The following is a 20,835-nucleotide window of genomic DNA, read 5'->3' as shown; positions in this document are numbered from 1 at the left end:
CTCCTACGACTGGAAAGCCCGGAGATCAGGTGAGGGAGCCGGGGTCTGCGGGGACGTCGACGGCGTGTTCGCGGAGGACTGACAGGGGGATGGTGTCCAGAGAGCGGGCGTGGGACGACGCCAGTACGACGGGGGCCGCGGCGCCGGCGTGGTATGCCTGCAGCCAGCGGACCGCGACCACGCACCAGCGATCACCCGGCTTCAGACCCGGGAAGCCGAACTCCGGACGCGGGGTGACCAGGTCGTTTCCGACCGACGTCTGATGGGCGAGGAACTCCGCCGTCATCACGGCGCAGACCGTGTGACTCCCGAGATCCTCCGGGCCACTCGTGCAGCAGCCGTCCCGGTAGAAGCCGGTGACCGGCTCGGTCCCACACTCCTCCAGCGGTTCGCCGAGGACGTTCAGGTCGCTGTCCATGGCGACATCCTGACCCGGACGGGCGGCAAAGACCGTCAGCTGGCCTTGGTGTCGCGGAGGCGAACGTGCTCGTCGATCGATTCGCCGGCCTTGATCAGTTCCTTGGCCTTGTCGGCGTACATGTCGACGTACTCCTGGCCGGACAGCTCCATCAGCGCGTACATGATCTCGTCGGTGACCGAGCGGAGCACGAACCGGTCCCGCTCCATGCCCTCGTAGCGGGAGAAGTCCAGCGGCTTGCCGATCGCCACGCCCGGGCGGACCAGCCGGGGAATCCGGCGGCCGGGCTTACGGATCAGCCACTGCGGCCAGATCGTGCCCGGCGGCTGCAGCTTCTCGGTGTCGATCATCGCGACCGGGATCACCGGTACACCGGCCACGATCGCCATCCGGGCGACGCCGGTCTTGCCCTTGTAGAGCCGGCCGTCGGGCGAGCGGGTGCCCTCGGGGTAGATCCCGAACAGCTCGCCCTTCTTCAGGATGTCCAGGCCGGTGTTCAGCGCGGCCAGCGAGGCGCGCCCGCCGGAGCGGTCGATCGGAATCTGGCCCACCGACCGGAAGAAGGTCGCGACCAGCTTCCCCTTCAGCCCGGGCGCGGTGAAGTACTCCGACTTGGCCGGGAAGACGATCTGCCGGGGGACGGCGACCGGGAGGAAGATCGAGTCGCAGAACGCCAGGTGGTTGGAGACCAGCAACGCCGGACCCTCGGACGGGATGTTCTCCAGTCCGGTCACCTTGGGGCGGAAGAGCAGCTTCACCAACGGTGCGACCAGGAACCGTCTGAGGAACAGGTACAGCATCGCCTTCACCTCCGTCACTCGTCCGTCACGTCACACTCGGCCCAGTACCCAGTGTCCGCCCGCGGCGACAGTTGCGACAGCGCCGGCGCCCACCGTCGGTGCAGGACATTACGTTCCAGCTTCCCCCACAGGCAATGTCACCGCCAGGAATCCAGGTGTTGCTCACCGTGTTGTCACCTGGATGCAGACTGGACGCAGCCCAGATGCGACCATGGGCTGGCGCACAGATCCAGCCGTGACCCCGGCCGTGATCTGGCCGCCTGTGAGGACCCTGACCGGCGAGGAGTCGACGTGCCAGTGCAAGGCCACGCGGAGGAATACCGCAGTCCCGGGACCGGGGAGAACGCCGCCGTCGGAGTCCTCCTCAGTCACGGATTCACCGGGTCACCGAAGTCGATGCGTCCGTTCGCCGAACACCTGGCCGCCGAGGGGTACGGCGTCGCCGTGCCACGCCTGCCCGGTCACGGGACCACCTGGCAGGAGATGAACAAGACCGGCTGGCCGGACTGGTACGCCGTCCTGGACAACGAGCTGGAGCGGTTGCGCAAGGAGCACGACCAGGTGTTCCTGGCCGGACTGTCGATGGGCGGCTGCCTGGTCCTGCGGCTGGCCGAGGAGCACGGCGCGGACATTTCCGGTCTGGTCCTGATCAACCCGTCGGTGCGGACCGACGACAAGCGGTTGGTGCTGCTGCCGGTGCTGTCCCGGCTGGTGCCGTCGTTCCCGGGCATCTCGAACGACATCAAGAAGCCGGGTGCCGACGAGGGCGCGTACGACCGGATGCCGTTGCGCGCGCTGCACTCGCTGTCCCAGCTCTGGCAGCTCACCCGGGACGATCTCGCGAAGGTGACGCAGCCGGTGCTGCTGTTCCGCAGTACTGTCGATCATGTGGTGGAACCGAGCTCGGGGCGGACGGTGCTGTCCTCGATCTCGTCCCGCGACGTGACCGAGACCCTGCTCGAGGACAGCTATCACGTGGCAACTCTGGACAACGACGCTCCGCGGATCTTCGCCGATTCCGCGGCCTTCATCCACCGGTTGAGCGGTCGCAGCGATGCGTGACAACGGACTGACGGCGGCGCAGTACAGCTCACTCGGCGGTATCGACCCACTCGTCGCCGAGCCGGTGCTGGCCGCCCTGGCCGACGCCGGCATCGCCGCGTACTGCGGATCTCCCGGCGAGGCGCGGACCACGGAGACGTCCGAGGTCGACGCCCGGACGCCGGACTCCGCCGACGAGCCGCGGGCCGAGGCGGAGGCGACCGACAAGCCCGAAGCCCCGGCCAAGGCCGAGGAACCGGCGGCGGTGCCGGCCGGGTTCGAGGAGATCTTCGTCGACGCCGACGCGGTGGACCGGGCCCGGCCGGTGATCGAGCGGAGCACCGAGGACGCCGAGTGGGCGTCGCTGGTCGAGCAGTTCAGCGCACCGTCCGCACCCGGGCACGACAGCGGGGACACCGCGGTGCCGCGGTGGCCGGCCAGTGAGGACGTCGACGAGAAGTACGAGCCGCTGATCGACGTACCGGCGAGTCTGACCTTCGAGGACAAGGCCGCGGACGAGGACGAGGAGCCGGCGAAGAAGGCCGACGACCCGCACGACCACTTCGTCCCGCCGGAGCCGCCGCGCGGTCCGCGGCTGGACTGGATCAGCCGGCTCGCCTGGCTCGGCCTGATCGGCGGCCCGTTGCTGCTGATCGCGGCCGCGGTGCTCGACTTCGGCACCGGCCGGATCACGACGCTCGCAGTGGTCGGTTTCGTCGGCGGCTTCCTCACCCTGGTCATCCGGATGAAGGATCGGTTGCCACCAGATGACACGCCCGACGACGGGGCGGTCGTCTGAGTTAGAGTGCGGATCGTCGGACAATCCGACGACTTCCGAGGGAGGTACCCGTGCAGGTCACCGAGACCGTCGAGATCACCGGCCACCTGATGGACACCGGGCTGCTGTCCCGGGTCCTCGACGACATCCGCGGGTACGGCGGTGAATACACGCTGGACAAGTTCGACCTCGGCTACGACAAGGACGACCCGTCCACGGTCCGGATGACGGTCGGCGCCGAGGACGAGGAAGCCCTCCAGCGGCTGCTGATGCGGATCCAGACCAAGGGCGCGAACCTGGTCAACCCGGGCGAGCCGGAGATCACCGAGGTGACCCAGGACGGCGTCTTCCCGGACGGCTTCTACTCGACCACCAACCTGCCGACCAGCGTCCGGCTGCACGGCCACTGGGTCCAGGTGCGGAACCCGGAGATGGACTGCGGCCTGCTGGTCGAGGGGGATGACGTCCGCACCATCCCGATGTCGGAGGTGCTGGGCGGCATGCGAATCATCACCAGCGCCCAGGGCGTCCGGGTCACGCCCCCGCTCGCCGAGACCCCCGAGGGCGGATTCGGCTTCATGGAGTCGGACGTCTCCAGCGAGAAGCCCCAGCGGGTCCTGGTCCGCCAGGTCGCCGACGGGATGCGCGAGGCGAAGGCGAACGGCGAGAAGGTGCTCTGGGTCGGCGGCCCCGGCATCGTCCACACCGGCGCGGCACCGGCCATGGTCGCGCTGGTCGAGGCCGGTTTCGTCGACGTCCTCTTCGCCGGGAACGCACTCGCCACGCACGACATCGAGTCGTCGCTCTACGGCACGTCGCTGGGCGTCGACCTGGACCGGGGCCGCGGGGTCGAGCACGGTCACGAGCACCACATCCGGGCGATCAACACGATCCGCAAGGCGGGTTCGATCGCGGCCGCGGTCGACCAGGGGGTGCTCACCTCGGGCGTGATGCACGCGCTGGTGAAGATGGGCAAGAAGTTCGTCCTGGTCGGATCCGTGCGCGACGACGGCCCACTGCCCGACGTGTACACCGACGTGCTCGAGGGCCAGCGCGCGATGCGCGCCGAGCTGCCCGGCGTCGGCTACTGCCTGATGGCCGCGACGATGCTACATTCCGTTGCCACTGGCAACATCTTGCCGGCGTCCATCCCGCTGACCTGTGTGGACATCAACCCGGCCACGGTGACCAAGCTGGCCGACCGTGGTTCGTCGCACGCCCACGGCATCGTCACCGACGTCGGCCTCTTCGTCGAACACCTGGCCCGCGAACTGTCCCCGACGTACGCCGAGGTCAAGTAGACTGCCTGGCGATGTCACAGAGCTTCGAGGCCTTCCTGATCCGGTTCGAGGAGGCCAACACGGCCTTCGTCAATGGCGATGCCTCGTTGTGGCTGCCGTTGGTGTCGCGGAGCGAGCAGAGCTCGATCTTCGGTGGGTTCGGGGGCCAGGAGGTCGGCTGGTCGCAGATCGGGCCGCGGTACGCGTGGGCCGCCTCGCAGTTCCGGCCGAGTGGCGCGAAGGTCGAGTTCGAGTACCTCGAGAAGCACGTCGGCTCCGATACCGCCTACACCGTCGCGATCGAACGCTGCACCGTCCGGCATCTGAGCCAGCCCGAGGCGGTCCCGCACGTGCTGCGGGCCACGATGGTCTTCCGCGCCGAGGACGGTGAGTGGAAGATCGCTCACCGGCACGCCGATCCGCTCAGCCCTACCGCGTCGCCGTCGGGACCCTGACCGGGTGGTGTTGGATGTGGGCATGACCGAGCTCGTGCAGCTGGATGTGACCGACGGCGTGGCCACGATCACGCTGGACTCCCCGCACAACAAGAACGCGCTCTCCCAGCAGCTCACCGGCGAGCTCCTGGAGCGGCTGGACAGCGCCGGGACCGACGAACTGGTCCGGGTGATCGTGATCCGCTCGGCGCTGGACGTGTTCTGCTCCGGCGCCGATCTGTCCGAGGCGACCACGGTCGGCATGGGTGTCGGCGCGCAGCGGATGGTCGACGTACAGCGCGCGATCGTCGCCAACCCCAAGCCGGTGGTGGCGCGGGTTGCCGGGCCGGTGCGCGCGGGCGGGATCGGGATCGTCGCGGCGGCCGACATCAGCATCGCCGGCGAGAGCGCCACGTTCGCGTTGACCGAGGTCCGGCTGGGGCTGGCCGCGGCGACGATCTCGCTGACCGTGCTCCCCCGGCTGACCGACCGCGCGGCGTCGTACACCTTCCTCACCGGCAACGGCTTCGACGGGACCGAGGCGGCGCGCCTCGGTCTCGTCACCCGCGCGGTGCCCGACGGGGAGCTGGACGTCACGGTCGACGCGGTCGTGCAGTCGCTCCTGAAGGGCGCCCCGCAGGGCCTCCGGGAGAGCAAGAAGCTGCTCAACCGCGAGCTCGTCGCCGACATCGATGCCCGCGGCAAGGACCTCGCCGGGCTCTCCGCCGACCTGTTCGGCTCCCCCGCGGCTCAGGAAGCGATGCTCGCCTTCCTGAACCGCAAGCGAGGCTAGCCGCTACTTCGGCACCTTGTCGTAGGCGGTCTGCTGGATCTCCAGGTAGCGCTTCTGGCCGAGGCCCTCGGGGTGTCCAGGAACCCTTTGCGGGAAGGGGTTCGGGCACTGTCGGTGATGGGCGTGCTGGAGACCCGGCAGGGCGACGGGACCTATGTCACCTCGCACGACTCGTCGTTGCTGCTGGCACCGATGGGGTTCGTCGTGGATCTGCAGGACCACAGCGGCGCGCACCATCTGCACGCCGTACGGCGGCTGCTCGAGACCGAGGCGGCCGCGCTGGCGGCGCGGCTGATCGGCCCGGAGGACCTCACCGCGGCGGACCAGATGCTGCTCCGGATCGAGGCCGAGCTCGCGAAGGACGAACCGAACCACGAGACCGTGATCGACAACGACATGGCCTTCCACCAGATCATCGCGCGCGCATCCGGCAACCCGGTCCTCGCGGCGTTGATCGAGGCGCTCGGTGGGCGCACCACCCGGGACCGCCTGTGGCGCTCGATCAGTCAGCAGGGCGCCGACGAGACCACCCACGCCGAGCACCGCTCCATCCTGGCGGCTCTCACCGCCCACGACCCCGACCGCGCCCGCGCCCGGATGGCCGCGCATCTGTTCGCGGTCGAGGACTACTTGCACGAGCGACCGCCGGAGCCGGCGCAGTAATTCGTTTGCCGCTGCAGGAGGCCACTGGTGGACTGGCTGGCATGCCGGACATCACCGAGGGGCAGCGGGCGCAGTTTCGGGAGCAGGGGTACGTCGTTGTCCCGGCGGTGCTGACCGACGACGAGGTCGCGGTGGGACGGCAGGTCGTCGCGCGGATGCTGGAGTGCGAGCCGCCTACGGGAGTCGGGGCGCACTTTCTGTGGCCGCGGTTCGACGGTGGGCATCCGTTGCTCGAGCTGTATCGGTCGGCCGGGATCGCGGAGCTGGCCGGGCAGTTCCTGCGGGCGGATCTCGACGTACAGGAGCCGGACTTCGCGCAGGTCGCGACGACGATTCCGCCCTGGCCGCATCGGCCGGGTGGGCCGCACGTCGACGGGATCACGCCCTGTCTCGACGACGGCACGCCGGGGACGTTCAGCATGCTCGCCGGACTGTGGCTGACCGGCCATGACGAGCCCGACCGCGGCAACCTCTATATCTGGCCCGGCACGCATCTCCGGCTCGGCGCCTACCTCGCCGAGCACGGCGCTGACGCCCTCACTCGCCTCAACGAGATGAACCCCGGGCCCTATCCGAAGATCCCCCTCGGCGACCCCATCCAGGCCACGGGCCCGGCCGGCAGCGTCCTCTTCGCCCACTACCTGCTGGCACACAACATCGGCGGCCACTCCGGCGCGGCAGACGACGTACGCCGCGAAACCCTCTACTACCGCCTCCAGGCCACCAACCACCGCGCCAACTGGCGTGACGCCGTCACCAACCCCCTCCTGGAGTTCCGCTCCTGAGCTCGACTTTGTGCACGAGATCCGTACGGCGGAAGCGGTCGACTGCGGATCCGGTGCACAAAGTGGCGCGCCCGAGTCGCCGGGCGGGTGGGTCGCGGCGGCTAGGCGGTGAGCTCGATGAGTTGCGGGAGGTGGTCGGAGGCGGCGGCCAGGTCTTCGCGGGTGGCCGGGGTGGGCAGGATGCGGCCGGTCAGGGCTGGTGAGAGGTGGGCGCCGTCGATGCGTTTGTGGGGGTTCGTGGAGCTGAAGGTGGGGCCGGCGTCGGCGCCGAGATCGGTGAGGCCCTCCTCGGCGAGGCGTTTCCAGACCGGGCCGTCGGGTTCCTCGTTGAGGTCGCCGGCCAGCAGGTAGGGCAGGTTGAAGGAGCGGCAGCCCTTCAGGACCTGTTCGAGTTCGTGCCGGCGGCCGCGGATGTGCAGGCCGAGGTGGCAGACGACCAGGGCGAGCCGGGTCGAGCCGAGCGCGACGTGACCACCGACGGCGCCGCCGGGCAGTTGGGTGGCGATGAAGTTCAGCCGCCGGCGGACGAACGGCCGCCAGATCCGCCAGTGCAGCGGTTCGGTCAGATCGGTGCCGTCGGCAACCAGGATCGCGTTGCGGGCCGAGCCGGCGACGTATCGCATCCCGAAGCTCGCCGCCATCGCCCGCCGCTTCCGCCGGGTCCCCCACCAGGTCGGCGCCTCCTGCACCAGCATCACGTCCGGCGCGCACGCCCTCACCACCCGCGAGAGCGCCGTACGGTCGTCACCCCACCGATGCACGTTGTACGACAGCACCCGCAGCACCGCCGTACCACCGACAGGACCCAGCTTCGAGCAGTCGTCGGTGGGCTCGTGACTCATGCCTCGGGGTCGCCGTTCAGGTCGGCGTGGTGCAGGTCGGCGTCGGCGGCCGCGGCGCGCATTCCGGTACGACGGCCGGCGGACTTGCGAGCGGCTCGTTCGAGGCGGGTGGAGCGGCTGCGGGCGGCGGCTGTCTTCGCGGTGACGGCGGTCGTCTTGACGCGGACCCGGCGCAGCCAGGTCGCCTCTTCCCGGGCCAGGTCGGCCGCGCCGACGAGGCCGGCCTCCGGGCCGAGGACGGCGCGCACGATCCGCGCCTCCGGGCGGAACCCACGACCGGTCAGCGTCCGCTTGAACGCGTCCCGCGCCGGCGCCAGCAGCAACTCACCCGCGTCCGACACGCCGCCACCGATCACGAAGGTGCCGGGGTCGAGCGCGGCGGCCAGGTTGGCGAGCCCGATGCCGAGCCAGCGGCCGACGTCCTCGAGCAGCTCCACCGCGACCGGGTCGCCGTCCTTGGCCAGCTCGGTCACCATCGGGCCGTTGATCTTGCTCGGATCGCCACCGGCCGCGCGGAGCAGGTTGTGCGCCACCGGTGACCCGGACAGCGCCAGCTCGCGCGCCTCGCGCGTCAGCGCATTGCCGGACGCGTACTGCTCCCAGCAGCCGCGGTTGCCGCACTCGCAGCGATGACCACCCGGCACGACCTGCATGTGCCCGAACTCACCGGCGATGCCGAACTTCCCGCGCTGCAACGAGCCGTCGTTCAGGATCGCGCCACCGATACCGGTCCCGAGCGTCACGCAGACCAGGTGGCTCTCGCCCTGACCGCCGCCGAACCGCCACTCCGACCACGCGGCCGCGTTGGCGTCGTTCTCGACCACGACCGGCAGACCGAGCCGGCGTTCGACGGCGTCCCGCAGCGGCTCGTGCCGCCAGGCGAGGTGCGGTGCGAACAGCACCGACGACCGCGTCCCGTCGACGAATCCGGCCGCGCCGATACCGACGGCGATCACGTCGTGCCGGGACTCCAGATCGTGGACGATCTCCGCGATCGCGTCCTCGGTCTCCTTCGGGTCCGTCGTCGGCGTGTCCCGCCGTACCCGGTCCAGGATGTTGGCCTCGGGGTCGACCACCCCGGCGGCGACCTTGGTCCCGCCGATGTCGATCCCGATCGTCAAAGCCTGCGTCAGAGCCACTGCACGACCCTCCTCGCCGTACCCCCAGCCCCCGCCGGACTACCTCCAGTATCCCGTGTCCCGGTCATGACCGGGATTTCTCCGGAACGGGGGCCGGGTGGCGGGCCAGGTCGGCGGCGCCGATCAGGCCCGCGTCGTTGCCCAGCTCGGCCACGCTGAACGTCGGGTGCGGACGGTTCGCCTTGGCCGGGAGGACCTTCTCGAAAGCCGTCTCGGCAGACGTCAGCAGCAGCTCCTTCGCCGCGCTCACGCCACCGCCGACGACGATCAGCGTCGGGTCGAACAGGGTCGCGAGACTCGCCAGCCCCTCGCCCAGCCACCGTCCGAGCTCCTCCAGCAGCTCCACCGCGCACGGATCGCCCGCGGCCGCCGCCTTGGTGATCATCGGCCCGGTCAGCTCGGCCGGGTCGGAGATCCCGCACACGCTCAGCATCTGCATCGCGCTCAGCGAACCCGACTCCGCCTGCGCCCGGCCCTCCCGCACCAGCGCCCGCCCGGACGCGTACTGCTCCAGGCATCCCCGCGCCCCACACCCACACCGATGCCCACCGGGTACGACGCGCATGTGCCCGAGCTCGGCCGCGACACCATGGGCGCCGCGCAGCAGCTCGCCGCTGTGCACGACCCCACCGCCGATCCCGGTGCCGACCGTGATGCACACCATGTCCTGGACGTTCTTCGCGGCGCCGAAGGCGAACTCGCCCCAGGCCGCGGCGTTCGCGTCGTTCTCGACCACCACGGGGATCTTCAGCGTGTCCGCGACCCGGGCGCCGAGCGGCTCGTTCCGCCAGGCCAGGTTCGGCGCGAACAGCACGGTCGACCGGTCCGACGAGACGAACCCGGCGGCGCCGATCCCGACCGCCTCCACGTCGTGCCCGGCCATCAGCTCGGCGGCTGCGTCGCAGATCGCCGCGGCGGTGCCGTCGACCGAGTCCGCCGGGGTGTCGCGATTCGCGCGGGCACCGATCACCCCGTCCGATCCGACCAGGCCGGCCGCGATCTTCGTTCCGCCGACATCGATGCCGATGGTCAGTCCCATGGTTCGGGGTCCTCACTCACGTCGATCCGGTCCACCCGGGACCGGACCGGCTCCTCCTGAGCGGTACGCGACATTGCGTCCGCCTGCGCCTGCCGGGCAGCCTCCGCGCCCGCCTCCAGCAACGATCGCACCGACCCGAGCACGTGCGCGGCCGCCGACGACAGCTGCTCGATCGTCTCCGGGCTGGTGTTCCGTACCTTGCGAATCAGCTGGCACACCGGACACCACTGACACTCGGGGCCGGCGTGGTGCTCGTGCGTTTCCTGCTCGTCGTCCGCGGGTGCGGGCTCGGCGCGCGTCGTACCACCGGGACCGGCGGCGGCCTGTTGGAGTACGGCGAACAGCTTGGCCGCCTCCTCGGCGACGGATCCGATCGGCTCCTTACTACTCACCGGCCCTCCCCGATCGCGGCCTCGTGGGCGAGCCGCGCGTGGAACTCGGCCGTCAGCCCTTGCGCCAACTCCTGCGCGGACTCGAGCGGACCGCTCCCGCTCGGCAGCTCGGTAGTCACCGGTCGCGCCGTCTCGCGCGGCGCGAACCGCACCTGCAGGCGACCGTCGTCCAGCCGCGCGCCCGCGACCACTCCGCGGGCCAGTGCCGCCGGCAACGGCAGCACGCGCCGGTACGACCCGACGGTGATGATCAGCTCGTCACCGTGGCGCGCCAGCTCCAGCTCGTTCGCGGAGGCCAGCGGCAACGGCATCGTCAGCGTGTAGGTCCGGCCGTCGGTGTCGATGTGCCGATCCACCCACAGCGACGTCTCATCCGTCGCACGGGCGAACGGGTCGTCCCCGCCGTACATCTCCACTGCGAACGCGGCGAGCTCCTCCACGCCGACCGGCTCACAGGCCCGGTACGGCGACTCCCAGATCGGCAGCGGCCGGAACGAGTCCGCCACGTCCTCGAGGATGCCGCGCTGCGCCGCGACCCACTGCCGCCGCCAGTTGTCGGCGCCCGCGGCCGGGAAGACCCGGTTCGCGACCACGCCGTCCACGCGGTAGCCGTACAGCGACAGGGTCGTCAGCGATCTCCGCGCCTCGGCCACCACGACGGCCTCAGGCGTCAGCACCAGCCGCACCGACGCGTCCGGTCCAGCCAGGAGCGTGCGGATGTCCGACAGGTCGCTCTGCAGCCGCCGCAGCGCGTCGAAGACGGTGTCGTCCGGCATCGGGATCCCCGACGCACGACTGAGGAACGGCCGGAAGGTCCGCATCACCTTGCGCTCGGCGTTGAAGATGCGGTCCATGTACCAGTTGAGTGCCTCCGGCAACGCGAGCAGCCGGAGCGTCTCCGCGGTCGGCGCGCAGTCCACCACGATCACGTCCCAGCGCCCGGACCGGACGTGGTCACGCACCTCGAGCAGCGCGAGCACCTCCTCGGCGCCCGGCAGCACAGTCAGCTCCTCGGCCTCGATCGGGTCCACCCCGACCATGTGCAGCACCGACCGCAGGTACGCCTGGATGTCACCCCAGGACCGCTCGAAGCGGCGCTGCGCGTCGATCTGCTGGACGAACAGCAGGTCGTCGATCTCGGTCGGCTCGAGACCGACCTCGGAGTCGAACGCGTCCGACAGCGAATGCGCGGCGTCGGTCGACAGCACCAGCGTGCGCAGCCCACGCAACGCGGCGAGCGTGGCCGTGCCCGCGGCGGAGGTCGTCTTGCCGACGCCGCCCTTACCCGTGTACAGCAGAACCCGAGTCACTCTGGATCAGGACTCGACGCGCTTCTTGAGGCCCTTGAGGGCCGTGTCGATGATGACCTTCTCGGCCTTGCGCTTCAGCATGCCGATCATCGGGATCGCCACGTCGACAGCCAGCCGGTACGTCACCTCGGTGCCCTCCGCTCCCAGGTCGCGCAACACATACGCGCCGTCCATCCCCTTCACCATCTTGGCCCGCACCAGCGTCCAGGTCACCTCGTTGCGGGACCAGACATAGTCCAGCGTGTACTCGTCCGAGATCGCGCCGGCGTCGACCTTGAACCTGACCTGCTTCGGCCGACCCGCCTCGTCGGTGGACAGCACCTCGGTCTCCCGCATCGAGTCGGCCCATTCCGGGTACGCCTCGAAGTCCGCGATCACCGCCATGATCTCTTTGGGAGTCGCGTTCACCACGATGGTCGAGGTGGTCTGTTCCGCCATTGATACACCTCTTAACTGCCGCTGGTGGTGCGTGAACTGTCGGGACGAGTCGTGCCGGGACCGCCGGTGTCGGCGTCCTCCCCGGAGACTATCGCGGGATCGTATCCGGGACGGCGCTCGCCCGCGGCGCGGCCCGCTTCGGCCTCGTCCTTGAACCGCCACAGGTGCTCCCGGTACGACGCGACGTACCGCTCCTTCAGCCTGGCGAGCGCCTGACCGCGGACCGGTTTCGCCGGATCGACGCGCAGGTACCAGTGCACGACGACCCCGTCGCGAACCGGCTCCAGCCACCACTCCGCCGTACCGACGGCGGCGCCGGTGACGGCCCAGCGGACGCCCTCCGGGCCGCGCCGCTCGGACGGGGTCAGGGTGAGGTCCGGCCACCACTCGCGCCAGAGGGTGTCCGAACCGAGCCGCTCGGCGACGTAGGCTGGATCAGCAACGACCAAGTCGTCGCAACTGATGTCGAGCGTGGGCATGGATAGAACCTAGTTCCTGGGTCACATAAATCTGGCTACTTGTGGGTAGGTGACTGTACCGTGCGCCGGACGTCGACAATTCGTGACCGACTGAGGAGACGCGGATGCGTGAGTACACCGTTCCTGCTGTGACCGAGCCACTCACCGGGAGCCTGAGCGACCCGGTGTGGGCGAACGCGTCCTCTCATCCCGACACCGCGATCTTCAGCCGGCGGGCCGAAGGCGGCTGGCTGGACGTGTCCGCGGCCGAGTTCGCCCGGCAGGTGACCGGCGTCGCCAAGGGCCTGATCGCGGCCGGCGTGAAGCACGGCGAGCGGGTCGCCCTGCTCAGCGCGACCCGCTACGAGTGGACCCTGATCGACTACGCGATCTGGAGCATCGGCGCGGTCACGGTGCCGATCTACGAGACCTCGTCGGCGTCGCAGATCCAGTGGATCCTGACCGACTCCGAGGCGGTCGTGGCGATCGCCGAGAACGCCGCCCACGGCGCGGTGGTCGAGTCCGCCCGCGCCGAGGCGCCGTCCCTGCAGGAGATCTGGCAGATCGAGGCGGGCGCGGTCGAGGAGCTGACCGTCCTCGGGCAGGAGATCTCCGACGCCGAGTTCGACAAGCGCCGGACCGCGGTCACGGCGGACGATCTCGCGACGCTCATCTACACCTCCGGTACGACGGGACGCCCGAAGGGCTGCAAGATCAGCCACTCGAACTTCCTCGCCGAGCTCGGCCAGGCGGTGAAGGTGCTGGACGACCTGTTCGACGTCAACGGCGCGAGCACGCTGCTGTTCCTGCCGCTGGCGCACGTGTTCGCCCGGATCATCCAGGTCGGCTGCGTGATGATGCGGGTCAAGGTCGGCCACAGCTCGGACGTGAAGAACCTGGTCGCCGATCTCGGCGCGTTCAAGCCGACCTTCATCCTGAGCGTCCCGCGGGTGTTCGAGAAGGTGTTCAACTCCGCCAGCCAGAAGGCACACGCCGACGGCAAGGGCAAGATCTTCGACGCCGCCGCGGACACCGCGACCGCGTACTCGCAGGCGCTGGACAAGGGCGGCGCGTCGTTCGTGCTGAAGGCCAAGCACGCACTGTTCGACCGGCTCGTCTACTCCAAGCTCCGCACTGTGCTCGGCGGCAACGTCGCGTACGCCGTCTCCGGCGGCGCGCCACTCGGTGACCGGCTCGGCCACTTCTTCCGCGGCATCGGCGTACCGGTGCTGGAGGGCTACGGCCTGACCGAGACCACCGCCGCGGTGTCGGTGAACCTGCCCGCCGACATCCGCGTCGGCACCGTGGGCCGGCCGCTTCCTGGTGTCACGGTCGGCGTCGCGGAGGACGGCGAGCTGCTGTTCAAGGGCGGCCAGGTGATGCAGGGCTACTGGAAGAACGACGAGGCCACGGCGGCCGCGATCGACGCGGACGGCTGGTTCCACACCGGCGACCTGGGCGAGTTCGACGTCGACGGGTTCATCAAGATCACCGGCCGGAAGAAGGAGATCCTGGTCACCGCCGGCGGCAAGAACGTCGCGCCGGCCGTGCTCGAGGACCAGATCCGCCTGCACCCGCTGGTCAGCCAGTGCATGGTGGTCGGCGACGCCAAGCCGTTCATCGCCGCGCTGATCACGATCGACCCGGAGACTGTGGTCCCCTGGGCCACCGAGCGCGGCAAGCCCACCGACGTCGCCTCGCTGACCGACGACGCGGACCTGATCGCCGAGATCCAGAAGGCCGTCACCGAGGCCAACGGGTCGGTCTCCCACGCCGAAGAGATCAAGAAGTTCTCCATCCTCCCGACCGACTGGACCCAGGAGTCCGGCGAGCTGTCGCTGAAGCTCTCGCTGCGCCGCCACATCGTGATGAAGAACCACGAGGCGGACGTCGAGGCCCTGTACGCCAAGTAGGCGGGGGTTTGCCGGCGGGTACCGGGGACGACATGAAGTCTCGACACGATGCAGGCCACCGTCGTGGCTCGGCCCCACGGGTGGTCGGATCCATAGCTCCGCCGACGAACATCAGCGGCCCCTTCGTCTTCAGCTGGAGCGCGGTCGGAGAGTGCGCGGTCGTCCGCGTCGCCGGTCAGGTCGACGTCGCCACCGCACCGGCGTTCCGGACCGAGCTCGGGCACGTGATCACCACCAAGCTGTCCAAGCTCGTCGTCGACCTGCGCCGCGTCACGGCGATGGAGGCGGCCGGCCTTCACGTCCTCGTCGACGCCCACGATCTGGCCGTCCAGCACGGCGGCTGGCTGCGCGCGTCCGGAGCCGGGCAGTGGCTGGCCGACCTGATCCGGGCCGCGGGACTCGACCGGCCGCTCGACCACTACCCGACCCTCGCGGACGCGCTGCCCGCGCACCGCCCAGTCCCACTGACTTAGGTACGGCGAGGACGTCGTACTGCGGGATCAGCCGATCGGGTGATGACCGGTCGAGCCTGATGGGCGATTCGGGCGGGGTGGTCTCTCCGCGAGAGTCGTCGTATGACCTTGGAGAGTGTGCGGACGACGGCCCGAGGGCCTGTTGTCGAAGTCAGTGAGCTGCGGAAGTCCTATGGCGGCCGGAGTGTCGTCGACGGTGTGTCGTTCGCCGTCGAGGAGGGCGAGATCTTCGGGATCCTCGGCCCGAACGGCGCCGGCAAGACCACCACGGTCGAGTGCGTCGAGGGACTGCGCGTCCCCGACGGCGGCCGGGTCCGGGTCGCCGGTCTCGACCCGATCGCCGACCACGCGGCCGTCACCCAGGTCCTCGGCGCCCAGCTCCAGGAGAGCGAGCTGCAGGCCAAGCTCACCGTCCGCGAGGCGCTCGAGCTGTACGCCGCCCTGTACCCGAACCCGGCCGACTGGCGCCCACTCGCCGAACGCCTCGGCCTCGTCGCCCAGCTGAACACCCGGTTCGGTGTCCTCAGCGGCGGCCAGAAGCAGCGCCTGTTCATCGCCCTCGCCCTGATCGGCAACCCCCGCGTGGTCGTCCTCGACGAACTGACGACCGGGCTCGACCCGCGCGCCCGCCGCGACACCTGGGAGGTCGTCGAGGACGTCCGCGCGCGGGGCGTCACCGTCCTCCTGGTCACGCACTTCATGGAGGAGGCGCAGCGGCTGTGTGACCGGATCGCCCTGATCGACAAGGGCCGGATCACCGCGCTCGACACCCCCCGCGGACTGATCAGCCGTACGGCGGGGTCCACCATCATCTCGTTCACTCCGTCGGCAGCGCTCGACGACGAGGAGCTGGCCGCGCTGCCGGCGCTCGCATCCGTCGAGCACAAGGAGGGCCGGATCACGCTGGCCGGGTCCGACGACACCGTCACCGCGGTGCTCTCGCTCCTCGCCCGGCACCGCATCACGGCCCACCAGCTCCGCGTCACCGACGCCACGCTGGACGACGCATTCCTCGACCTCACCGGAGCCAACTCATGACAGTACTTTTGGCCGCGCCTCCGGCACGGCGGGTCATGGGGCTTTTCCTCCCGCCCTTCCCTCGTCGCTCCAGTCGCGGTGCATATCGCCACGCCTCCGGCGCGGCAGGTCATGGGGCTGGTACTCCCGCTCTTCCCTCGTCGCTCCAGTCGCTTCGCTCCTTCCGCTCCTCAGTCGAGATCGGGAGGCCCCATGACCGGGCTCCCTCCGCTCCTCAGTCCAGGCCGGGAGGCCCCATGAGCACGACAGCACCGACGCGTACCAACCCCGGCCGGGCCGTTCTCCGGGCGGAGTCCCGGCTCTTCCGGCGCGAGCCCGGCAACCTCTTCTGGATCCTGGGATTCCCGCCGCTGCTGCTGGTGATCCTGGGCAGCATCCCGTCGTTCCGGAAGGCCGACCCAGGCCTCGGCGGCCTCCGGCTGATCGACGTGTACGTCCCCATCCTCGTCCTGGTCGCGCTGATCGTGACCGGCCTGCAGGCGATGCCACCCGTCCTCACCGGCTATCGCGAGCGCGGCATCCTGCGCCGGATGTCGGCGACTCCGGTCCGCCCGTCCGCGCTGTTGTCGGCGCAGATGGGTCTGAACGGCGCAGCGGCTCTGGTGTCGGCGCTGGCCTGCATGGCGATCGGCCGGCTCGCGTTCGACGTACGGCTGCCGCAGCAGGCGTTCGGCTACGCGCTGGCGCTGCTGCTCACGGCCGCCGCTGCCTTGGCCCTGGGAGCCCTGGTGTCAGCGCTCGCCCGGACGGCGCGGATCGCGACCGCGATCGGCACCGCGGTGTTCTTCCCGAGCTTGTTCTGCGCGGGTATGTGGCTGCCCGTGCGAGCGATGCCGCATCTCCTTGCCCACATCGTCGTACTCACTCCCTTCGGCGCCGCGGCCCGCGCCCTCGACCAGGCGTCGACCGGCCACTGGCCGGCCTGGTCGCACCTCGGGGTCCTCGCCGCGTGGGCTGTCCTTCTGTCGGCCGCGGCTACTCGCTGGTTCCGGTGGGAGTAGGAGACTGAGCAGGTGACGACTGCGGACACGGACCTCGACCGGCGGCGGGATCTGTACCTCAAGGGGATGCCGTACGGGCTGCTCGGCGTCGCCACGCTCCTGTCGGCCGCCACGGCCGGGCTGATCATGCCGACCGCCGCGATCCGGATCGCGGCCGCGGGGCTGGTCGTGGCTGCGCTCGTGTTCCAGTTGTGGTGGAGCTGGATCTCCCGCACCCGCCCAGGACCGAACTGGATCTCGGCGGCGTACTACACCGTCCGCTGGGCGATCGGCTTCGCCCTGACCGTGCTGAATCCGTTCTTCGCGTTCTATGCCGTCGCCGGGTACTTCGACACCGACGAACTGATCCCCGCACAGCGCTGGAAGCGGCTCGCCCTGTTCGCCTGCTCCATCCCGGTGGCGGGGGCCCAGACCAGCGGCATCCCGGTCGAGGACTCGACGAAGTGGATCGTGTTCGCCGGCCTGCTGCTGGCCAACAACGTCCTGCTGACCGTCGTCCGGCACTTCGCCGACCAGGAGGAGGAACGGTCCCGGGCCCGGGCGGCCACCATCGCCGAACTCCAGCAGGCCCACGAGGAGAACGCCGCTCTGCAGGCCCAGCTCCTGATCCAGGCCAGGGAAGCGGGCATCGCCGACGAACGCCGGCGGCTGGCCGCCGAGATCCACGACACCATCGCCCAGGGATTGACCGGCATCATCGCCCAGCTTCAGGTCGTCGCGAAGACCGCCGACCCGGCGGCCGCGCGAGAGCACGTGAACCGGGCCACCGACCTGGCCCGGCACAGCCTGGGCGAGGCCCGCCGCTCCGTGCAGAACCTCGCTCCGGTCGGCCTGTCGTACGACGGGCTCCCCGAGGCGATGCGCAAGACGGTCGACCAGTGGGCGGAGCGAACCGGCGTACGCGCGGAGTTCACCCTCACGGGTCCGGCGCAGCATCTGCACGGAGAGGTGTCGGCGACCCTCCTGCGGATCACGCAGGAGGCGTTGGCGAACGTGGCCAAGCACGCGGCCGCTACTCGTGTCGGGGTCACACTCAGCTACATGGACGACGAGGTCACCTTGGACATCCGCGACGACGGGAAAGGATTCGGTCCGATGACGCTGCCCACCCGCACCGGTACCGGCGGCTTCGGCCTGGACGGCATGCGTGCCCGCGCCGAGCGCATCGCCGGCTCGCTCACAGTGGAGTCCGAGCCGGGCTCAGGTACGGCGGTGTCGGCTCGCGTACCGTTGGTGCTCCATGGCTGAGATCTCGCTCCTCCTCGTCGACGACCACCCAGTGGTCCGGAACGGTCTGCGCGGCATGTTCGAGGCGGAGCCCGGCTTCACCGTGCTCGCCGAGGCGTCCAACGGCGTGGAGGCGGTGGCACTGGCCGCCGAGCTCGACCCGGACGTGATCCTGATGGACCTGCGCATGCCCGGAGGCGGCGGACTGGACGCCATCACCGAACTGACCCGCCGCGGCGCCCGGGCGAAGGTCCTGGTCCTCACCACGTGGGACACCGACACCGACACACTGCCCGCGATCGAGGCGGGCGCGACCGGCTACCTGCTGAAGGACGCGCCGCAGGACGAGCTGTTCACCGGGGTCCGCGAAGCGGCAGCAGGACGCACAGTGCTCTCCCCTGCCGTCGCCTCTCGGCTGGTCTCCGCCGTCCGTACGCCGGCGGCGACTCCGCTGGCCGCCCGTGAACGCCAGGTCCTCGCACTGGTTGCCAAAGGCACCTCCAATCGCGAGATCGCCCGCGAGCTCTTCATCAGCGAGGCGACGGTGAAGACCCACCTCAGTCACCTGTTCACCAAGCTCGGTGTGACCGACCGCGCGGCGGCGGTGGCCAAGGGCTACGAACTCGGCATCCTCGGTCAGGACTGATCACCGGCCTCCGGTGAATGTGATGCCGTTCGTGATCTGCTTCTGAGCGACGAAGAAGACCACCAGGCAAGGGAGCGTGATCAGCACGGAGGTTGCCATCAGCAACGGTGTGTCGGTGCCGTTGACGGACTGGAAGCCGGCCAGCGCGAGCGGGAGGGTCTTCCACTGGTCGGAGTTGATATAGATGGCCGGCCCGAGGAAGTTGTTCCAGTAGCCCATGAACAACAGGATCGACACCGCGACCACGGCCGGCCGGGCCAGCGGCAGGTAGACCAGCAGGAAGGTCCGGAACCAGCCGCACCCGTCGACGACCGCGGCGTCGGCCAGCTCCGACGGCATCCGGGCGAAGAACTGCCGGAACAAGAAGATGTAGAACGGCGACCCGAAGAACGCCGGCAGGATCAGCGGGTAGAGCGTGTCGATCATGCCGAGGTTGTTGAACAGCATGAACTGCGGCACCATCGTCACCTCTCCCGGCAGCAGCATCGTCGCCAGCACGACGGCGAATACCACCCCGGAGAACCGCACCCGCAACCGCGCGAACGCGAACCCGGCCAGCGAGCACGAGAACACGGTCCCGACGATCGGGATGAACGTCGTCAGCACCGAGTTCAGCGCGTACCGCCAGAACGGGAACGACGTGATCGCCCCGGTGTAGTTGTCCCACAGGAACTCGTGCGGCCACACACTGGCTCCGGAACCGCCCACTCCGGCCAGGGATCGCAGCGATGTCGCGAGCATCCACAGGAACGGATAGACGAACACCAGCGATCCGAGGGCGAGGACGACGTACAGGACGGCGGTGAGGGATACGTTCCGGCGCCAGAACGGACGATCGGTGCGGACCGCCACCGCGGGACGTGCTTCGGCCAGGGCCGTCATCGGGTCCTCCTCTTGCGGCGACCGGACAGATCGGACTCGTAGTAAACGGCGAACGCGCTGCCTCGGGCCGTCACCAGGGTGAGCGCGAGGATGACGACGAACAGGATCCAGGCGAGTGCGGACGCGTAGCCCATCCGGAAGTTCTGGAAGGCGTTGTCGTACAGGTAGTAGACGAAGAACAGCAGCGAGTCCTTCGGGCCGCCCTTCGCGACGAAGCCCTGGGTGAAGATCTGCAGGGCGCCGATGATCCCGGTCAGCGCGTTGAACAGGATGATCGGCGACATCTGCGGCAGCGTCACGTGCCAGAAGATCCGGACCGGGCCGGCGCCGTCCAGCGCGGCCGCCTCGTAGAGGTTCGTCGGCACGTCCTTCAGCCCGGCCAGGTAGATCACCATCGCCCCGCCGACCGTCCACAGGCTCATCAGGATCACGGTCGGCAGCGCCCAGGACGGATCGTTGAACCACCCAGGCCCGTCGATCCCGACCTTGCCGAGTACGTCGTTCGCCAAGCCGTACTGGGGATTGAACACCCACAGGAACAGCACCATCTGGGCCACGCCGGACACCAGGCTCGGCAGGTACCAGACGGTCCGGAAGAACCGCATCCCGGGCAGCTCGGTGTTCAGCAGCAGGGCCACCAGGAACGCCAGGACGGCCTGCAGCGGCACGCTGATCACGGCGTACAGCAGGGTCACCTTGAGCGCCTGCCCGACCCGCGGGTCCTGGAACGCCTCGGTGTAGTTGGCCAGACCGACGAACTTCGGCGGCGTGATCAGGTCCCACGAGGTCAGGCTGACGTACAGCGAGGACACCATCGGCCCGACCGTGAAGAGGCAGAAGCCGATCAGCCACGGCGAGACGAACAGCCAGAACGCGATCGTCTTGTCGGCCCGCGGCCACTTCCGCCGCGCCCCGTACGCCGCCAGTCCGATGACGGCGTACAGGACGATCAGCAGGAGCAGGAACGGGACCAGCGGCACGAGTACGGTGGGGACGCCCCAGGATTCGGCGAGTCCCCGGATCCAGCCAATGGTCGGGTTCACGG

At 69.7% G+C, this 20,835-nt stretch carries 24 protein-coding genes; 13 read left to right on the top strand and 11 right to left on the bottom strand.

Annotated features, from left to right (window positions below; all coding sequences use genetic code 11):
- Positions 1-25: 25 nt before the first annotated feature.
- Positions 26-418: a DUF2237 domain-containing protein gene (locus OG558_RS29045; protein WP_329475786.1), complete on the bottom strand. Its 393-nt coding sequence runs from the start codon at positions 416-418 to the stop codon at positions 26-28.
- Positions 419-453: 35 nt separating this feature from the next.
- Positions 454-1,236, bottom strand: a complete 783-nt coding sequence (locus tag OG558_RS29040) for a lysophospholipid acyltransferase family protein (RefSeq protein ID WP_405065833.1) — start codon at positions 1,234-1,236, stop codon at positions 454-456.
- A 273-nt stretch (positions 1,237-1,509) separates the two neighbouring features.
- Between OG558_RS29040 and OG558_RS29035 the strand changes: the two genes are divergently transcribed.
- From OG558_RS29035 to OG558_RS29005, 7 genes are all read left to right on the top strand, one after another.
- Positions 1,510-2,280, top strand: a complete 771-nt coding sequence (locus OG558_RS29035; RefSeq protein ID WP_405065832.1) for an alpha/beta hydrolase — start codon at positions 1,510-1,512, stop codon at positions 2,278-2,280.
- Positions 2,273-3,058 carry a hypothetical protein gene (locus tag OG558_RS29030; protein WP_405065831.1) on the top strand — a complete coding sequence of 262 codons (786 nt, stop codon included), beginning with the start codon at positions 2,273-2,275 and terminating at the stop codon, positions 3,056-3,058. Before OG558_RS29035 ends, OG558_RS29030 begins: the two co-directional genes overlap by 8 nt.
- A gap of 50 nt (positions 3,059-3,108) precedes the next feature.
- Complete coding sequence (locus tag OG558_RS29025) at positions 3,109-4,338, top strand: TIGR00300 family protein (protein WP_405065830.1); 1,230 nt, start codon at positions 3,109-3,111, stop codon at positions 4,336-4,338.
- 11 nt (positions 4,339-4,349) lie between these two features.
- Positions 4,350-4,772 (top strand): nuclear transport factor 2 family protein, encoded by a 423-nt coding sequence (locus tag OG558_RS29020; RefSeq protein WP_329475781.1) that lies wholly within the window; start codon positions 4,350-4,352, stop codon positions 4,770-4,772.
- 22 nt (positions 4,773-4,794) lie between these two features.
- Positions 4,795-5,544, top strand: a complete 750-nt coding sequence (locus OG558_RS29015; protein WP_405065829.1) for an enoyl-CoA hydratase-related protein — start codon at positions 4,795-4,797, stop codon at positions 5,542-5,544.
- Between the two features lie 72 nt (positions 5,545-5,616).
- Positions 5,617-6,207 carry a FadR/GntR family transcriptional regulator gene (locus OG558_RS29010; RefSeq protein WP_405065828.1) on the top strand — a complete coding sequence of 197 codons (591 nt, stop codon included), beginning with the start codon at positions 5,617-5,619 and terminating at the stop codon, positions 6,205-6,207.
- A gap of 41 nt (positions 6,208-6,248) precedes the next feature.
- A complete protein-coding gene (locus OG558_RS29005) occupies positions 6,249-6,992 on the top strand; it encodes a phytanoyl-CoA dioxygenase family protein (protein ID WP_405065827.1) in 744 nt (247 codons plus the stop codon).
- A 101-nt stretch (positions 6,993-7,093) separates the two neighbouring features.
- Here OG558_RS29005 and OG558_RS29000 read toward each other — a convergent pair whose 3' ends face one another.
- The 7 genes from OG558_RS29000 to OG558_RS28970 all read right to left on the bottom strand — a co-directional run bounded on the left by OG558_RS29000 (position 7,094) and on the right by OG558_RS28970 (position 12,631).
- On the bottom strand, positions 7,094-7,834 hold the full coding sequence (locus OG558_RS29000) for an endonuclease/exonuclease/phosphatase family protein (RefSeq protein ID WP_405065826.1): 741 nt from the start codon (positions 7,832-7,834) through the stop codon (positions 7,094-7,096).
- Positions 7,831-8,973: an ROK family glucokinase gene (locus tag OG558_RS28995; RefSeq protein ID WP_405065825.1), complete on the bottom strand. Its 1,143-nt coding sequence runs from the start codon at positions 8,971-8,973 to the stop codon at positions 7,831-7,833. The genes OG558_RS29000 and OG558_RS28995 overlap by 4 nt, the downstream gene beginning before the upstream one ends.
- A 64-nt stretch (positions 8,974-9,037) precedes the next feature.
- A complete protein-coding gene (locus OG558_RS28990) occupies positions 9,038-10,012 on the bottom strand; it encodes an ROK family glucokinase (RefSeq protein ID WP_405065824.1) in 975 nt (324 codons plus the stop codon).
- The gene (locus tag OG558_RS28985) at positions 10,003-10,404 is read right to left on the bottom strand and encodes a hypothetical protein (RefSeq protein ID WP_405065823.1); all 402 of its coding nucleotides are present in this window, start codon (positions 10,402-10,404) and stop codon (positions 10,003-10,005) included. Before OG558_RS28985 ends, OG558_RS28990 begins: the two co-directional genes overlap by 10 nt.
- Positions 10,401-11,714, bottom strand: a complete 1,314-nt coding sequence (locus OG558_RS28980; protein WP_329475773.1) for an ArsA family ATPase — start codon at positions 11,712-11,714, stop codon at positions 10,401-10,403. Before OG558_RS28980 ends, OG558_RS28985 begins: the two co-directional genes overlap by 4 nt.
- A gap of 6 nt (positions 11,715-11,720) precedes the next feature.
- A complete protein-coding gene (locus OG558_RS28975) occupies positions 11,721-12,152 on the bottom strand; it encodes an SRPBCC family protein (RefSeq protein WP_329475772.1) in 432 nt (143 codons plus the stop codon).
- A gap of 11 nt (positions 12,153-12,163) precedes the next feature.
- Positions 12,164-12,631 (bottom strand): hypothetical protein, encoded by a 468-nt coding sequence (locus OG558_RS28970; RefSeq protein WP_405065822.1) that lies wholly within the window; start codon positions 12,629-12,631, stop codon positions 12,164-12,166.
- A 104-nt stretch (positions 12,632-12,735) separates the two neighbouring features.
- Here OG558_RS28970 and OG558_RS28965 point away from each other — a divergent pair, with 104 nt between their 5' ends.
- From OG558_RS28965 to OG558_RS28940, 6 genes are all read left to right on the top strand, one after another.
- Entirely contained in the window at positions 12,736-14,523 is a 1,788-nt protein-coding gene (locus OG558_RS28965; protein WP_405065821.1) for an AMP-dependent synthetase/ligase, read from the top strand.
- 32 nt (positions 14,524-14,555) lie between these two features.
- Positions 14,556-14,996 carry an STAS domain-containing protein gene (locus tag OG558_RS28960; RefSeq protein WP_405065820.1) on the top strand — a complete coding sequence of 147 codons (441 nt, stop codon included), beginning with the start codon at positions 14,556-14,558 and terminating at the stop codon, positions 14,994-14,996.
- A 102-nt stretch (positions 14,997-15,098) separates the two neighbouring features.
- A complete protein-coding gene (locus OG558_RS28955; RefSeq protein WP_405065819.1) occupies positions 15,099-16,034 on the top strand; it encodes an ABC transporter ATP-binding protein in 936 nt (311 codons plus the stop codon).
- 236 nt (positions 16,035-16,270) lie between these two features.
- Complete coding sequence (locus tag OG558_RS28950; protein ID WP_405065818.1) at positions 16,271-17,035, top strand: ABC transporter permease; 765 nt, start codon at positions 16,271-16,273, stop codon at positions 17,033-17,035.
- 12 nt (positions 17,036-17,047) lie between these two features.
- A complete protein-coding gene (locus OG558_RS28945; RefSeq protein ID WP_405065817.1) occupies positions 17,048-18,283 on the top strand; it encodes a sensor histidine kinase in 1,236 nt (411 codons plus the stop codon).
- The gene (locus OG558_RS28940; protein ID WP_329475765.1) at positions 18,276-18,908 is read left to right on the top strand and encodes a response regulator transcription factor; all 633 of its coding nucleotides are present in this window, start codon (positions 18,276-18,278) and stop codon (positions 18,906-18,908) included. The genes OG558_RS28945 and OG558_RS28940 overlap by 8 nt, the downstream gene beginning before the upstream one ends.
- On the opposite strand, the gene OG558_RS28935 is transcribed toward OG558_RS28940, so the two are convergent.
- Positions 18,909-19,790, bottom strand: coding sequence for a carbohydrate ABC transporter permease (locus OG558_RS28935; protein ID WP_405065816.1), 882 nt, complete (start codon positions 19,788-19,790; stop codon positions 18,909-18,911). It lies immediately after the preceding gene.
- The gene (locus OG558_RS28930; RefSeq protein ID WP_329475763.1) at positions 19,787-20,833 is read right to left on the bottom strand and encodes a sugar ABC transporter permease; all 1,047 of its coding nucleotides are present in this window, start codon (positions 20,831-20,833) and stop codon (positions 19,787-19,789) included. Before OG558_RS28930 ends, OG558_RS28935 begins: the two co-directional genes overlap by 4 nt.
- Positions 20,834-20,835: the final 2 nt, after the last annotated feature.

It is taken from the genome of Kribbella sp. NBC_01510 (assembly GCF_045040325.1).
Lineage (GTDB): Bacteria > Actinomycetota > Actinomycetes > Propionibacteriales > Kribbellaceae > Kribbella.
Note: the sequence above shows the minus strand (reverse complement) of the source record. Positions and strands in the feature narration are given on the sequence as shown.